The organism is Xenorhabdus bharatensis (assembly GCF_037996705.1).
In the GTDB taxonomy this organism is placed as follows: domain Bacteria; phylum Pseudomonadota; class Gammaproteobacteria; order Enterobacterales; family Enterobacteriaceae; genus Xenorhabdus; species Xenorhabdus bharatensis.
Map to the genome: position 1 here is coordinate 196,582 of NZ_JBBMXG010000004.1, position 14,719 is coordinate 211,300.

A 14,719-nucleotide genomic window follows, 5' to 3' on the forward strand; every position below is an offset into this window, starting at 1 on the left:
ATTTACAGAAATAGTTCCATTTTTTTAGAAACAGATCACATCAATACTATTTTATTTCTCGTATTATCCATTCTGAAAAATGAAGAACTAAAAAAGTTTCACTGTAAGACTAGGAACCACCTCCTTGGCTAGCTCAATCTCCCTTGGGCTAGCCTTTTCTTTTCCTGTAATTTTAAAATTTGAAAAATCATCAGTAATATCAGCAAGAAAAAATCATTAACTGAATTGCTGGTTATTGAGTTTATTCAGTCAATAATAATTATCTCGCTACCCATCACAAAATTAATTGTAAATAAAAAAATCAGTTTGAATAAATATCACTCATATTTATTCAACATACTGAAGGAATTTTTAGAAAACACCTTGAGATAGTTATTCTCAACAGAGCAGATTGATATTATCTCACTATACACATGCATGACAGGAGTGAAATAATTAAATTTTAATAAACATAACATTAACTATGAAAAATAGTCTCAACTGAAGCGATCCACTACATCTTCCCTTCCTGCTCACCTTGTACTCTGTGCAAATATAAACAACAATCAGTAGCGCCTTTTGCAAACTGGAGTTAAATATGACTGATATCGTGAATTTGTTAGGAAAAGACGCAGAAAGTTTATTACAGCATCAATGTTCTACTATTCCACGTGAAAATCTCTACATTCCGGGTGCAGACTTTGTTGATCGTGTAATGATCGAAAATAATCGGCCAAACGCGGTATTGCGCTCAATGCAAACTTTATTTAATCATGGGCGTCTGGCGGGAACGGGTTATCTTTCGATTCTGCCAGTTGATCAGGGCGTTGAACATTCAGCCAGTGCCTCTTTTGCAGCAAACCCGCTCTATTTTGACCCCAAAAATATTGTTGAATTAGCGATTGAAGCCGGATGTAACTGCGTTGCTTCGACTTATGGTGTTCTGGCATCGGTTTCCCGCCGCTATGCCCATAAAATCCCGTTTCTGGTCAAACTGAATCACAATGAAACTCTGACTTATCCTGCCGAATATGATCAGACTTTGTACGCCAGTGTTGAGCAGGCATTTAACATGGGCGCAGTTGCAGTTGGTGCGACGATTTATTATGGCTCGCATGAGTCACGCCGCCAGATAGAAGAAATTTCTGCCGCTTTCGAACGTGCCCATGAATTAGGAATGGTCACTGTACTGTGGGCATATTTACGTAATTCCGCCTTCAAAAAAGATGGCGTTGATTACCATACAAGTGCCGATTTAACCGGTCAGGCCAACCATCTGGCCGCAACTATCGGTGCTGATATCGTTAAACAAAAAATGGCGGAAACTAATGGCGGTTACACAGCAATTGGTTTCGGGCACACAGATAAACGCGTCTATACTGAATTGACAACAGAACACCCTATCGATTTAGTTCGTTATCAGTTAGCTAACTGTTACATGGGGCGTGCCGGCTTAATCAATTCTGGCGGCGCTTCAGGTGCCAATGATTTGAGTGATTCAGTCCGTACAGCGGTCATCAATAAACGCGCCGGAGGCATGGGATTAATTCTTGGGCGCAAGGCATTTAAGAAGTCAATGAAAGAAGGCGTTGCTCTGATCCACTCAGTACAGGATGTCTATCTCGACAAGAGCGTCACTATAGCCTGATAAAATCAGGCTAATTAGTTGAATTATAATTAGATATGGGGATATAACTATCCCCATTTTCACAATCAGCCACTACCACCATTGATGGAAATGATGTACCGGCCCAATCCCTTTTCCCACCTCTAATTTATCTGCCTGCACTAAGGCATTTCGTAAATACGCTTTTGCGACGGGCACTGTGCTCTGCCAATCATCATAACGTGGCCGTAATGCAGCAAGAGCCGCTGATAAAGTACAACCCGTGCCATGAGTATTGTGGGTATTAACTCTGGAAGCAGTAAAACGCCATTCCCCTTCAGGTGTAAACAGCCAGTCAGGGCTTTCTCCGTCAGCCAGATGACCCCCTTTCAACAGAACTGCCTGACAACCCATTGATAATAATTTTCGCCCTTGTTGCAACATTTCATCTTCTGTTTCCGCGGAAGAACATTTCAATAGTGCTGCCGCTTCAGGTAAATTGGGGGTAATTAAGGAAACAACAGGGAGTAGTAACTCTGTCATGGCTGTGACCGCTTCTTCAGACAATAACGGATCTCCGCTCTTTGCCAGCATCACTGTATCCAACACAGTATAAGGAACTGGGTAACGATGCAGTATTTCCGTGACAATTTTCACATTAGCAACATTCGATAACATGCCAATTTTAATACTATCTATCCTGACATCTGAAAGCACAGACTCAAGTTGGGCAGAAAGGAAACTGGGTTCAATATCGTAAACTGCTTGCACTCCGGTGGTATTCTGCGCAACGAGAGCGGTAATCACCGTTGTGCCATAAACACCAAGTGCAGAAAAGGTTTTCAAATCGGCTTGAATGCCGGCACCACCGCTAGGATCAGTTCCTGCAATGGTCAATGAATGGATTGACATGATGATGATTCCTGCGACCAGCTCAGGAAAAGCGGTAATCAGAATACCCGTTATCTTTCAAGTTGCCTTTTCAAGATCTGCCGGATATGGGATATACCGAGACTTCCCTACGCTGGCATTATCCAGATCAGGTAATACGGGTACTTCTCAGTTCACTTAAGAACGCCCCGAGCCAAAATAAAAATCACTCTATTAGTATCCCAATAGAGTGATATTTGCAATATGTTATCGTTAAATAATGAAACAGACTAACGATATATATTCAGCTGGTAATGAAAACACCAGCAAAAATAAATTTATTACTTTTAATTACTTTTTATTACTATAAAGTTGTCACGTTTGCAGCAGCTGGACCTTTAGGACCATCCTGAATTTCAAACTCAACTTGTTGGCCTTCAGACAATGTTTTAAATCCATCTTTCATAATTGCAGAAAAATGTACAAATACATCTTTGCTGCCATCAGCTGGAGTAATAAAACCAAAACCTTTAGACTCATTGAACCACTTCACAGTACCAGTGATTTTTGCCATTTCAAAAATTTCCTTTGAATCACTTTATTAGCCGATTGGCATTAAAAAGAAACGAACCCGTATTCATTGTTGCTATTCATTAACAGAAACAGTACTTCGTTTACCCATGTGTTTTATCACATACTCTTTATATAATCGCAAGCCATTTTTTTCAGCGGCACGAGCTAAAGCACATATTTCAAATTATTAATATCTGCTTTTTATTTAACATCAGCCAGAAGTATTTATATTACATAACATCATGAATTAACAAAGAAATAGAATTTTAACTCTAGGAAAGTATTTTGACTTTTTTGATATATAATTCTGTTTATCACGCTTATTAAGCGATACAGCAGAGAGTTATAATTTTCAAACTTAATTGAGGAAGCAATAAAATAACGGAGTATATTTGTTAACATCTTAGAGTGTAATATGATTGCTCCAGATTCAGCTGGTTTATATTTTGTATATCCTTTATTAAATATTGTTCAGTTACATTCCACCTTATTCAATTTATAGGCGTCCTTTATTATCTAAATATGTCAGAAGCTGACATCATGTTTATAGCATTGGCAGAGCTAAGCTTTAAACAACCTATTACGCAGGTATCAGATCAGCGAAAACATCATTATGGAGAGAAATGGATAACATTCATTTTATATGCAATTTTTGTAGTTTACATTTTCACATAGTTTTCTCATGTAATAAAATTTTGTTATCAGGGATTAATAAAATTAGATTCATGATAAAAAAATCAGCCGGGCATAATGCCCGGCTGAAAAAGTATACTCGTTTTAAAACTATCAAATTATGTCTTTGCTTTATTCGATCTGGAAAATAAATAACCAACCCACAATGCGCCAATCCAGAATGGCATGAGGATCACAGATATACGTATATCAGGTATCGTCAGGATGATAACAAGAATACAAGCCAGAAATATCAGGCACAAGAAATTACCAAATGGATACCAGAATGCCCGGAAGCTTGTCTTAACACCTTCTGAATCCTTCGCAGCGCGAAACTTCAGATGTGACACACAGATCATAATCCAATTAATAACTAAGGTTGTCACTACCAACGCCATCAAAAGCTCAAATGCTTTACCCGGCATAGCATAGTTAATCAATACACCTATCGATGTTGCCAAAGCCGACAGTGCAATTGATAAAACCGGAACACCGCGCTTATTCACTTTAGTCAGAATACGTGGTGCATTACCCTGCTTAGCCAAGCCATACAGCATTCGGCTGTTACAATAAACGCCGCTGTTATAAACCGACAATGCTGCGGTCAGCACAACAATATTTAAGGCATTAGCAACCCAGAAGCTATCTAGGTTATGGAAAATCAGAACAAATGGACTTCCGCCCTCAACAACTTTTATCCACGGATAAAGAGACAACAGAATGAACAACGAACCGATATAAAACAACAAAATACGGTACACAACCTGATTAGTTGCCTTTGGGATATTTTTTTCTGGATTTTCAGCTTCTGCCGCCGTAATCCCAACGGTTTCCAATCCGCCGAATGAGAACATAATTACGGCCATTGCTGTGATCAGACCCGCAGCACCATTGGGCATGAAACCGCCATACTGCCATAAATTGCTTACGCTGGCTTGTGGCCCCCCTGTTCCGCTGATGAGCAAGTAAGAACCGAAGAGGATCATGCCGATAATGGCCCCGACTTTAATCATAGAGAACCAGAATTCCGCCTCCCCATAGAGCCGGACATTAATTAAATTGACAGAATTAATCACCACAAAGAATATTGCGGCTGAAACCCACGTTGGGATCTCTGGCCACCAGTATTGAATATACATACCGACAGCGGTGAGCTCCGCCATTCCAACCAGTATAAACATGACCCAGTAATTCCAACCGGATAGAAAACCAGCAAAATTACCCCAATATTTATAAGCGAAGTGGCTAAAAGAACCTGCTACCGGTTCTGCAACAACCATTTCCCCCAACTGGCGCATTATCAGGAATGCAATAAAACCACTGATCGCATACCCCAGAAGCACCGAAGGCCCGGCCATTTTTATCGTTTGGGCAATTCCCAAAAATAACCCTGTTCCTACTGAGCCACCGAGTGCAATAAGCTGAATATGCCTGTTCTTTAAACCACGCTTAAGCGTCGACTGTTGTATGTGCCCCGTCATCTAGTCCTCTTATTTCGATAATTATATCCGTTGTATTTCAAGCCACTTCTGTGCTGGTTTCATTCACTCACCGCAGTGATGCAGCCCGAAATCCATTGGGTATAGAACCTGTTTAAACTATTTTATTTGTCGTTTTGGACCTGAACTGGCCGAAGAAACCTGAGATTCCTTCAATTTTTGCGCGATCTATCATACCCAAACTACACTGACACTATTGCTATCGTGTCAAACTCTAATTTTGACTCAATATTTAGTTTACTCATTCAAATCAGATGAATATTAAAACATCATTCACAAAGAATAAATACCGGAAATGCATACTAATTCACTCTTCGTTCCCTTGTGATTGTAATGCATATTCAAGCCTGATAAGAGTAAAATTAGCTCTGGAATGTCGATTATGTATAAAACTAAAATCTTGAAAAGAAGTTGTGTATACTTCTCATCACCTTTAACCAATTTATAATTGTAATGCCACAGGATAATCACTTAGCACTTGTATGCGCACTGAGTAAATGGATAGAAAACCACCTTGGTCGTGTCATCCATCTTGAAGAACTTGCTGCTTACTCTGGCTATTCGCTTTGGCACATGCAGAAAATATTCAAGGAAGTCACCGGGATCTCACTGGGTAAATACATACGCCAACGTCGTCTGGCTGGTGCTGTACATCTTCTGAAGAACAGTTCCCAACCCATTTTTGATATTGCGCTGGATTTTGGCTTCGGCTCTCAATCCCATTTTACTTATATGTTCCGTAAAGAATATGGCATTACACCTTACGATTTTCGTCAAAGTACAGATATAGAACTTGAAGTTAAACTTCCCTTACACCTGTCTTACGATTGCTAATCATCAGATAGACTATGCGGCCGGGTTTCGATATCAGGCCGCTACCTTACCAACTTCTCCAACCCCTTCCCTAGTACCGCAACGAGATTAGTTTTCATTTAATTTATACTTTTCAACTAAGGCCAATGCTATCGCTTCCGTTTCTGCATCAGGATATCCCTGAATATCTGAAGGGCGAAAATGCATCTGAAATGCCCGGATCGTTTTATGCGTATGTACATCCAGATAACCTGTCTGAGGAATAGCATACCCGTAAACAGACAATGCTTTTTGTATTTTGATAACAGGAACGGGCATATCCGGGGCTCTGCCTGCCAGATATTTATTTACCGTGGCAGCATCAGGCCAAGCACCGATTCCTGCTTCATAAAGAGTATGCCACGGGAAAATAGGCCCAGGATCTTCTTTCCGAAGCGGGGCGATATCACTATGACCAACCACATTCACAACTTCAATTTTATGCCTACGGATAATGTCTTTTGCCAGTCGGATCACAGCATCTATTTGTGTTGGATAATATGCACACCACTCTTTTTTGAAAAAGTATTTTTTAAATCCACAATTAACTATTTCTATACCGATAGAATAGTTATTTAGATTTTTATATCCCCTCCACTCACTTCTGCCTGCATGCCAGGCTTTTTCCCCCTCAGAAGATAATTGAAAAATAATCGGTTCATTATTTTTATATTTGGGATGAGCAGGAATCAAATACTGAACGCTGACATTACCACCAGTCAGAGCCCGCAAAGAACGTTTCTCATTCAAGGCCGTGTAATGTATGACCAGAAACTTGACTGATTCAATATTCTGTTTTGTCGAATATGAATAAGAATGATCAATAAGATAATCGTTTCTTTCTTCCAATGGAGGCTGTCGGCTACAGCCAATCAGTAACGTAATAAACACGCCTACTAAGATTTTTCTCATCATATTTATACAGTAACAGAAGAAAAATTGAATAATATCACTATATAGTAGATGAAATTAGAGTGGATGCTGTCTTTTTATCGGCTGGAATGTTACACGTTATATCGTTTTTACAATAACATAAAAGCCGGACTTCCATTAAATCTGGAATATCCGGCTAATATGTCTATCCATTTTATTTTACTAATAATGGATATCGGTATTAATTTCAGCTATTACGTTTTTGATTCTTCTGTACCGGTTCATTATTCCAAATGCCTTCTTCAATCTGCTTTTGGAGCTCCGGATACATATTAATATCAAATGTTGGCAACTGCCCTGCTTTTCTCTGCTGGTTATAATCTTTAGCCAATTTCAACGCAATGCCTGATAACAAGAAAATAGCTATCAGGTTCACAATAGCCATACAGGCCATGGATACATTTGCCATATTCCAGACTAAAGGCACTTCCGCCATTGTACCGAACATCACCATGCCTAATGCTGCAATACGTAAAATGAATAAACCTGCAGTATGGTTACGCTCGAGGAATATCATATTACTTTCAGCATAAGCGTAGTTAGCAATAATTGATGTAAAGGCAAAGAAGAAAATTGCAATGGCAACAAAAGTTGTTCCCCAATGACCAACTGCGGAGGACAATGCACGTTGCGTCAATTCAATTCCGCTGATAGCAGTAACATTCTCATTAAGGATGCCCGAAGAAAGAATAATAACTGCTGTTGCACTACAGATAACGATCGTATCCATAAATACACCCAACATCTGCACATATCCCTGAGAGGCCGGATGTGGCGGATATGGAGAAGCAGAAGCCGCTGCGTTTGGCGCAGAACCCATTCCCGCTTCATTCGAGAATAAACCACGCTGAACGCCCTGAAGCATTGCCTGGGAAATACCATAACCCAATGCACCTGCCGCAGCTTCCTGAAGACCAAAGGCGCTCTTAAAGATTAATGCAAATACTTCTGGAATACGTTCAATATTGTGGCCTACAACCCAAAATGCCAGAATTAAATATGCACCCGCCATAAATGGCACAACTAATTCAGCAACCCGCGCAATTGAACGCAAACCGCCAAAGATAATCACACCACTAATAATGACTAATACAATACCGACATATAAAGGATTGATATCGAAGGCAAAAGAAGCTGCTTGTGCAATTCAGTTTGCCTGAACGGCATTAAATACAAGACCAAACGCGATAATAAGGAAGAATGAAAACAATACACCCATCCACCGCTTCTTCAACCCTTTCTCCATATAGTAGGCCGGGCCACCACGATAATTTCCCTGATCGTCTTTCGTCTTGTACAACTGAGCAAGCGTGCTTTCCACAAAGGAAGTTGCCATACCAATAAATGCAACAACCCACATCCAGAAAATAGCCCCAGGGCCACCAGCAGTCAGTGCAATCGCAACTCCGGCAAGATTCCCGGTCCCTACGCGCGCCGCAAGGCTGGTACATAAAGCCTGAAAAGATGAGATGCCGGATTTATCTGATTTCTTGCTGTGTTTCAGGACTGAAAACATGTGGCCAAAATGGCGAAGTTGTATAAAACCAAATCGTATAGTGAAGTAAAGGCCAACACCAAGAAGCAAGTATATTAATACGTAGTCCCAAAGAATGTTGTTAATGAAGTTAATCAGATCCGTCAAGATATTTTCCCCTTACTATTAGCAAACATTAGCTGACCATAATCAGTATCCGTATAAAATTTATTGTGCTTAATATCCTTTATTATTAACAAGTAACACAATTCTGTGATTGAGACACAGAGATACTAGTCAGTAAAACGAAAAGAATGTAACACAATATCTATTTCAATGGGTAACTTTTAATGAAATTTTTACATTTACTTTAGCGTTTATGAACATTTGCACTAAGTTACATTTATGCCAACGGCCCTATTCTAGCCCTGTGAATCATACTTAATGACGAATAAATGGTCTGTTTTATTTATATCAGCTGTATTTAAGATGTACATCTTACGAAACAATTCATACACAAAAAAGAAACAATAGACAAACAAAAGTCAACTTTATCAAAAGTAATTAAATATAAAATGCTTATAAACGCTTCTTTTAATCACTGCTCGCATGTCTATCTGATAGAAAATTAATTGTTTATTTTACAACCTACCTATGTAGTTAATCTCTCAACTCAACAATAATTGCATTCATTAAAAACACTAAAATAAAGACAAAATTTAATGTTGAAATTTCTTGAATTTAAGAAAACATATAGCAATATCTTTCTTCAAATGAGATTATTAAATTTTAATGCTGTGATAATTGGAAAAAGCCACCATTTCATATTAAGATTTTCACTTGTTATTTTTTACATAAGAAATAAAAACAATAAGTTAGCAAGATATTAATATTCCACTATCTGGCCATCAGATAATCTGCTAGTGAGGTTATGATTGATGTTAGAAAGAAAAAGAAAAAATCCAGCGGACAATATACTTCCAAAAAGGGTATATAGGGGAAAATCTAAATACGAGTATCATCCAGCAACAGGCGGTTCTATCTCAATTTGCTGTTTAAACTCGCCGCTGTCTGTTATCTGGAAAGAGTACAACAAGATTGTAGAAAAAATTGAAAAAAATAGTACTTAGCCCTCAGTTTATATCAAAATTAATAAAACGGGAGTCTTCACTCCCGTTATTTTCAAACCATAAATAATCAACATGTGATATAGATATATTCATTTATATAATCACAGACTATTTTTACCGGAAAAATTTTTATTCTCTCTAACAAAATCCCTCTTACATCATGAAAGGTTTTCGGTTAATTTATCCCTATAATCCTACTTTTCAAAACACCAATTAAACATAAAAAATAATAATGATTATAGTTAAGTCTGCATGCACTTGGTGCCTATTTATCCGACATAATCTGCTTGATTTTTACTTTTCTGCCCAACACTATCGTCTTTAAAAATCCATGCTACGATATAAATTCGCTTATCAGCTTCTGTTATTTTCTCTTTGAAGCAACACATTAACCAATGGAGTATTGTCGATGCTTATAGTTAAAAAAATAAAATTTCCCGTACTCGCAACACTGTTTACCTTATTATTATCGTCTCCATCCTTTGCCAAAGATGGTGTATTGATTAATTTACCTGATAAAAAATTTGCAGTTATTTCGGTCGGTGATCTGGAAAGTGCATCCATAGGTAGCTATTCCATTGCTGTTTTTCAGGATCAAGCGCTGACGGAATTCAACGCAGGTGCCGTTTTTTCCCGCGATGGCTCAATATTTGACGATAATGGAAAGCCAAGAACAACATTTGCTGATATTGATGGTGACGGGAACAAAGAACTGATTATCTCTAAACTCACGGCAGGCTCAGGGAATTACCTCGAAGTAGATGCACTCAAGATTACTGATAAAAATGTCAAATTACTGACTCGCATCAATGCTAATAGTACGAATAATATTATTAGGTTACTTCGTGAACATTGTAAGAAAGAGCAGTGCTTAAAGCAGAAACAGTGACAGTACCTGAATCAGTTATTATGCCCATAAAATGTAAGGCAAACGATAGATAATGTACTATTGTTAATGTTATCACCACCATACCCAATGGATTTCGAGTTGCATCGCGGCGGAAAGAGGGTTATTCCCCCGGGAGCATAGCTCACTATATAATCAGGGTGAGTCAGTCAATAAAAAGCAACCTGAAAGGCGATGGGTATACCACGGTATAGCTGATCAAAGGGGAACCTATGAAACGTCTTTTATTACCATTTTTTTTGCTATCACTCTCATTTTTCTCTTATGCCGCACATACAAGTCAGGACAAGATTGCTGAAACCTATTGTGATGTATTTGGTAAAGCTTCCGTAGAGGCATTTAAAACGCATGACTCACCAGATGTAATAGCGCAGAATGCGTTAAATGCTTTACATAAGAAAGGGTTAACCCTGAAAGAAATCCAGTCTAATAAAAACGAATTTATTGCAACAATTAAACAAACTGTTGCTGAAGTCAGAAAACATAAACCAACATTCCCGAGCAGCCGTCATTTCGATGAGTCGCTGGCTAAATCAGTTAAAGACTGTAAGGTTCAGATAAAGCATGTTTTATCCCAACATGCTCAGTGATTAAATGCGGAGCAACGAAAATTCGCCGCTCCGCATCTATTTGTACACTTACAAATTATCGCTTTACTCGCAACATTCATCCCGACCACATAGATAGTCAATTATGCTTCCGGGGGACACTTTTAGTGCGGCAACCTACTGTGAAGTTCATTAAGTTTATTGGGTTCAAAGCGCCAGAGTAAAAAGGTACAAAAAGCTTTATGGAATTACTCCTGATTTTTTCTGGTTTTGTAAGTCAATACAGGCTTAAGCCGCGCAACCAATCTTACCAATCCTGTTTGTACCATTGCATCCATTACACCACTAATCGGTTTATAGGCTTCTGGCGCTTCCTGAAAAATCAGCTGATTATCCAGACAAACCACACGGCTCCCCAATGCAGTACGCGAAAGCTGTTGTGCATTATAACGCCCGGCTAGACGTGATTTACACTCATTACGACCCCATTTACGACCTGCACCATGAGCAAGAGAAAACAGACTTTGTTCAGTTGCTACCGGCTTCACTAAATAGCTATAGTCTCCTCGAGAACCCGGAATAACGACCAATCCCTGATCAGAAGGTGTTGCACCTTTACGATGTAGCCAACCATCAATTCCATCAATAACACTAGAGGTGAGTAAATTGTGTGAGACATCCAGTAAACAGCTTCCTTCAGCTCGCCAGCGTCCCAGCATCCGTTCAGCAATTAACTGACGGTTAAGGTGAGCATAATTGAGAGCTTGTTGATGTTGCTGAAGATAATGCTGCGCTTGTACACTGGACGCTTCCAATCCCTTATGCCCATACTGGCGAACATGTTGTTCAAGGATCATTTGCCCCATTCCACGTGAACCGCTATGTACCAACAATAAAAGCTCTTGCTTGTTCAGTTGTAATGTTTCAAGAATTTCCGGCTGATAAATTTCATCTATTTGCTGCAATTCAGCAAAGTGATTGCCACCACCAATCGTCCCCGGTGAATAGCAAAAATATTCGGTCATATCCTCTGGTAGTTCATCTTCTTCCAAAGGACTATCGATAGAACCGAGTTTTTTCTCCAATTTATCTAATGACCATTTATTCAGCACTAAATCTGTTTTCCACAATGCCATACCACACCCAATATCATTACCGATGAGTGCGGGATAAAAACGTGACTGTGAGAAAAATGCGGCACCAACTGGATAACCTCTACCCGGATGCAGGTCAGGTAAACCGACCACACGTACCATATCGGGAAGTTGTGCTGTTATTTCGAGTTGCTGGATAGCTTTGCCTTCCAGCCAGGTATTTTCTGCTGCAATAACCTGAACATGTGGTTGTGATACAGCCGAATATAATGTATTGCCCATAGATCAATCCTATGATCGATAAAAATAATAAGAATTATGGTTCAGGCTGTCCTAGCCAAAGCAATACCAGATATAAAAATCTTAGTAATTAGCTACAGACTGGCCCGAAAAGAGTCATTGTTACTGTTGTCATTATATTTTCTCCTTTCAGTCGTTAATGTGGATTAGTTAATATGTGAAAATGAAGTGAGGCATCATACTCTAAATATGATTCATATTACCAGTATTTTATTTAATCCATACTGAATTATTTCAAATTAATACTAAGTAATAATGACAATATGTGGCAAAAAAATAACTTTCCCTTCTAACCACATATTGAGATTAATAAAATTATCAAATAGTCCATTCTTTATTTTGCAGAACCACTCTATAACCATCTATATCTTCAAAGGTTTTCCCCACTACGTCCCAATAATCATTATATGACTGAACTACCTTAAAACCCGCTTTTACCATACGCTCACAGCATAGTTCCCAAATACTACTTTCACTAAAATAAAAAACTAACAAATTATCTTTGGTTGGCGCTCTTCCAACAACCGTTCCCTGATGATGTGTAAATTCCAGATGATAGCTGTGTTTTTCATGCCCAATGATTGAACCATCAAAGTTATTATGCCCCTGAAATTCACCTAATAGCTTAAACCCTAATCCATTAATGTACATCTCTGTAATTTCTTTAAGGTTATCAGTTGGTCTGGCTATTCTTAATATTGATGAACGTGGGATCATTATATTCTCCAATTATTTATTTTACGTTTTTATCATTTCTCACTATTAAACATGGACACTCTAAAACCTTAACCTAACTTGAGGTCAAGCTACATTTATCAGAACATTTTTGGGAATATACAGAAAAAAAAGCGGGATGTTTATTATTTAATCATCAGTTAATTTTACAAAAAACACTAACTCGGGATCATCTTCATCAAGATTTTCTATATAACCAACTTGCCTGAAGCCCGCCTTATTTAATAATGATTGCATCGGTTTATTAGATTGATTCGTAGACGTAAATAATTTTGGACAAGAGCAAATTGATTTTAGATAGTTGATAAGTTGTAAACCAATACCCTTCCCTCGGCTTCTTTCTCCAACCATCAGCATCTCAATAAAGCCATGATCAAAAAAATTATAATGCAGTACACCATAAGCAATCACTTCACCATCTAACTCAATCAAATAGCAAAGTTGATTCCTGACCCAGTTTTTAATTTGATCTACTCGGCGAGTATCATACAAGACAACTGAATCGATTCTGGTAAGAATATCGATATCAGGGGTATCAGCAAGCCGGATGTAGAGTATTTTTCCTTTTCTGCCATCGTCTCGACTCATTACAATGCTCCAGCTTTAGAGTTTTCACCTTCCAAACAGCATAAAAGCAATTATTTAGAACTGACTCTTTTACATTTTCCTAATACAGCATTCACCGGGCTAAAAGGATCGTTACTGCTCAAAGTAGCTATCACCCCCGATTTTTTAGTACCAACCAAATAGGAAAAATTTATGTTGTCCTTGACGGAGTCATAAATAACCTCTTTATTGTCTCTTGAGCCAAGCCCCAGCTTAGCACCAAAATACCCCCACGAACCCTCAGGTTTTACTCTCGATGGCATATTAGGATAAAGACTCACACCTATGTATTTTCCGTTTCCTTCAGCCCTCACCTTCATCATGACTTTAGGAAAATACCCGAAAGGAAATTCTTTGTGGTTTTTGGGCTCCCTGAATATGTATGCAGGGTACAAGTAACAGGAATAATTGCCATCACGGATATCGAGCTTGCCATCAGCAATGGTATAAACTCCGGTATCTGCCAGCAAGTAACCCGGAAACAACAGTAATACAACAGCAACTTTCTTTAACATCTGTCACTACCTGTTATGGTTGGAGTGATTCAAGTATAGCTTTGATGTTCTAGTAACACATAATATGATACCGGTCTATCAATTTATAACTAATTTCCGGTATAAACTGACCCCACATAGTATTACATTGCCGGAAAGAGACTTACCCAACGTATCGAGAGAACTCATCTTACATCTCGTATCCGGATAAAGAGACTGAATCGAAAAACGCTAGACTATTCCAAATCAGAAGAGCTACATAACAAAGTGATAGGGAGGTTCATTGAGCATGAATATATATTTCATAAGAAATATAACTATTGGCTCATGACCATCATAGGGAGCATGACCAGCGAGAACATTTGTTGCTGACCAGCTCCGCAGGAGGTAGTATTTGGTTATCAATAAAATTAGTTATTTTTAGAGGTATTTTCAGCTATTTCTTTT

The 14,719-nt window shown here is 38.6% G+C and carries 13 protein-coding genes, 2 pseudogenes and 1 riboswitch; of the genes and pseudogenes, 6 read left to right on the forward strand and 9 right to left on the reverse strand.

Annotation, left to right across the window (positions count from 1 at the left end):
* Nucleotides 1–577: 577 nt before the first annotated feature.
* Nucleotides 578–1,627, forward strand: a complete 1,050-nt coding sequence (fbaB, locus tag AAC855_RS05770) for a class I fructose-bisphosphate aldolase (RefSeq protein ID WP_340608673.1) — start codon at nucleotides 578–580, stop codon at nucleotides 1,625–1,627.
* 72 nt (nucleotides 1,628–1,699) lie between these two features.
* Here the strand turns inward: fbaB and thiD are convergent, their stop codons facing one another.
* The 3 genes from thiD to AAC855_RS05785 all read right to left on the reverse strand — a co-directional run bounded on the left by thiD (nucleotide 1,700) and on the right by AAC855_RS05785 (nucleotide 5,181).
* Nucleotides 1,700–2,497: a bifunctional hydroxymethylpyrimidine kinase/phosphomethylpyrimidine kinase gene (gene thiD, locus AAC855_RS05775; RefSeq protein WP_422824355.1), complete on the reverse strand. Its 798-nt coding sequence runs from the start codon at nucleotides 2,495–2,497 to the stop codon at nucleotides 1,700–1,702.
* Between the two features lie 87 nt (nucleotides 2,498–2,584).
* A riboswitch (TPP riboswitch) is annotated at nucleotides 2,585–2,677 on the reverse strand.
* Between the two features lie 142 nt (nucleotides 2,678–2,819).
* Nucleotides 2,820–3,029, reverse strand: a complete 210-nt coding sequence (cspE, locus tag AAC855_RS05780; RefSeq protein ID WP_038269841.1) for a transcription antiterminator/RNA stability regulator CspE — start codon at nucleotides 3,027–3,029, stop codon at nucleotides 2,820–2,822.
* Nucleotides 3,030–3,819: 790 nt separating this feature from the next.
* Nucleotides 3,820–5,181 (reverse strand): amino acid permease, encoded by a 1,362-nt coding sequence (locus AAC855_RS05785; RefSeq protein WP_340608674.1) that lies wholly within the window; start codon nucleotides 5,179–5,181, stop codon nucleotides 3,820–3,822.
* Between the two features lie 471 nt (nucleotides 5,182–5,652).
* Here AAC855_RS05785 and AAC855_RS05790 point away from each other — a divergent pair, with 471 nt between their 5' ends.
* Nucleotides 5,653–6,033, forward strand: coding sequence for a helix-turn-helix domain-containing protein (locus tag AAC855_RS05790; RefSeq protein ID WP_340608675.1), 381 nt, complete (start codon nucleotides 5,653–5,655; stop codon nucleotides 6,031–6,033).
* Between the two features lie 87 nt (nucleotides 6,034–6,120).
* Here AAC855_RS05790 and AAC855_RS05795 read toward each other — a convergent pair whose 3' ends face one another.
* A complete protein-coding gene (locus AAC855_RS05795) occupies nucleotides 6,121–6,963 on the reverse strand; it encodes an N-acetylmuramoyl-L-alanine amidase (RefSeq protein ID WP_340608751.1) in 843 nt (280 codons plus the stop codon).
* A gap of 208 nt (nucleotides 6,964–7,171) precedes the next feature.
* Nucleotides 7,172–8,626: pseudogene (locus AAC855_RS05800) on the reverse strand (alanine/glycine:cation symporter family protein).
* 770 nt (nucleotides 8,627–9,396) lie between these two features.
* On the opposite strand from AAC855_RS05800, the gene AAC855_RS05805 reads away from it, so the two are divergent.
* From AAC855_RS05805 to AAC855_RS05815, 3 genes are all read left to right on the forward strand, one after another.
* A complete protein-coding gene (locus AAC855_RS05805; RefSeq protein ID WP_156115326.1) occupies nucleotides 9,397–9,588 on the forward strand; it encodes a hypothetical protein in 192 nt (63 codons plus the stop codon).
* Nucleotides 9,589–9,997: 409 nt separating this feature from the next.
* A complete protein-coding gene (locus AAC855_RS05810; protein ID WP_340608676.1) occupies nucleotides 9,998–10,477 on the forward strand; it encodes a PliI family lysozyme inhibitor of I-type lysozyme in 480 nt (159 codons plus the stop codon).
* Between the two features lie 230 nt (nucleotides 10,478–10,707).
* Nucleotides 10,708–11,085, forward strand: a complete 378-nt coding sequence (locus tag AAC855_RS05815; protein ID WP_340608677.1) for a hypothetical protein — start codon at nucleotides 10,708–10,710, stop codon at nucleotides 11,083–11,085.
* Nucleotides 11,086–11,291: 206 nt separating this feature from the next.
* Here AAC855_RS05815 and AAC855_RS05820 read toward each other — a convergent pair whose 3' ends face one another.
* The 4 genes from AAC855_RS05820 to AAC855_RS05835 form a co-directional block, all read right to left on the reverse strand.
* A complete protein-coding gene (locus AAC855_RS05820; protein WP_340608678.1) occupies nucleotides 11,292–12,419 on the reverse strand; it encodes an RNA ligase RtcB family protein in 1,128 nt (375 codons plus the stop codon).
* A 336-nt stretch (nucleotides 12,420–12,755) separates the two neighbouring features.
* Nucleotides 12,756–13,154, reverse strand: coding sequence for a VOC family protein (locus tag AAC855_RS05825; protein WP_340608679.1), 399 nt, complete (start codon nucleotides 13,152–13,154; stop codon nucleotides 12,756–12,758).
* 147 nt (nucleotides 13,155–13,301) lie between these two features.
* Nucleotides 13,302–13,760, reverse strand: coding sequence for a GNAT family N-acetyltransferase (locus AAC855_RS05830; protein ID WP_340608680.1), 459 nt, complete (start codon nucleotides 13,758–13,760; stop codon nucleotides 13,302–13,304).
* 50 nt (nucleotides 13,761–13,810) lie between these two features.
* The gene (locus AAC855_RS05835; protein WP_340608681.1) at nucleotides 13,811–14,293 is read right to left on the reverse strand and encodes a hypothetical protein; all 483 of its coding nucleotides are present in this window, start codon (nucleotides 14,291–14,293) and stop codon (nucleotides 13,811–13,813) included.
* Between the two features lie 123 nt (nucleotides 14,294–14,416).
* Here AAC855_RS05835 and AAC855_RS05840 point away from each other — a divergent pair.
* Nucleotides 14,417–14,644 (forward strand): annotated as a pseudogene (locus tag AAC855_RS05840) (IS1 family transposase); the annotation flags it as partial.
* Nucleotides 14,645–14,719: the final 75 nt, after the last annotated feature.

What these genes read in the sequence shown, in the direction of transcription:
- AAC855_RS05790 (WP_340608675.1), top strand. Translation starts at nt 5,653, where the DNA reads ATGCCACAGGATAATCACTTAGCACTTGTATGCGCACTGAGTAAATGG.
- thiD (WP_422824355.1), bottom strand. Translation starts at nt 2,497, where the DNA reads ATGTCAATCCATTCATTGACCATTGCAGGAACTGATCCTAGCGGTGGT.
- AAC855_RS05835 (WP_340608681.1), bottom strand. Translation starts at nt 14,293, where the DNA reads ATGTTAAAGAAAGTTGCTGTTGTATTACTGTTGTTTCCGGGTTACTTG.
- fbaB (WP_340608673.1), top strand. Translation starts at nt 578, where the DNA reads ATGACTGATATCGTGAATTTGTTAGGAAAAGACGCAGAAAGTTTATTA.
- cspE (WP_038269841.1), bottom strand. Translation starts at nt 3,029, where the DNA reads ATGGCAAAAATCACTGGTACTGTGAAGTGGTTCAATGAGTCTAAAGGT.
- AAC855_RS05815 (WP_340608677.1), top strand. Translation starts at nt 10,708, where the DNA reads ATGAAACGTCTTTTATTACCATTTTTTTTGCTATCACTCTCATTTTTC.
- AAC855_RS05820 (WP_340608678.1), bottom strand. Translation starts at nt 12,419, where the DNA reads ATGGGCAATACATTATATTCGGCTGTATCACAACCACATGTTCAGGTT.
- AAC855_RS05825 (WP_340608679.1), bottom strand. Translation starts at nt 13,154, where the DNA reads ATGATCCCACGTTCATCAATATTAAGAATAGCCAGACCAACTGATAAC.
- AAC855_RS05810 (WP_340608676.1), top strand. Translation starts at nt 9,998, where the DNA reads ATGCTTATAGTTAAAAAAATAAAATTTCCCGTACTCGCAACACTGTTT.
- AAC855_RS05830 (WP_340608680.1), bottom strand. Translation starts at nt 13,760, where the DNA reads ATGAGTCGAGACGATGGCAGAAAAGGAAAAATACTCTACATCCGGCTT.
- AAC855_RS05795 (WP_340608751.1), bottom strand. Translation starts at nt 6,963, where the DNA reads ATGAGAAAAATCTTAGTAGGCGTGTTTATTACGTTACTGATTGGCTGT.
- AAC855_RS05805 (WP_156115326.1), top strand. Translation starts at nt 9,397, where the DNA reads ATGTTAGAAAGAAAAAGAAAAAATCCAGCGGACAATATACTTCCAAAA.
- AAC855_RS05785 (WP_340608674.1), bottom strand. Translation starts at nt 5,181, where the DNA reads ATGACGGGGCACATACAACAGTCGACGCTTAAGCGTGGTTTAAAGAAC.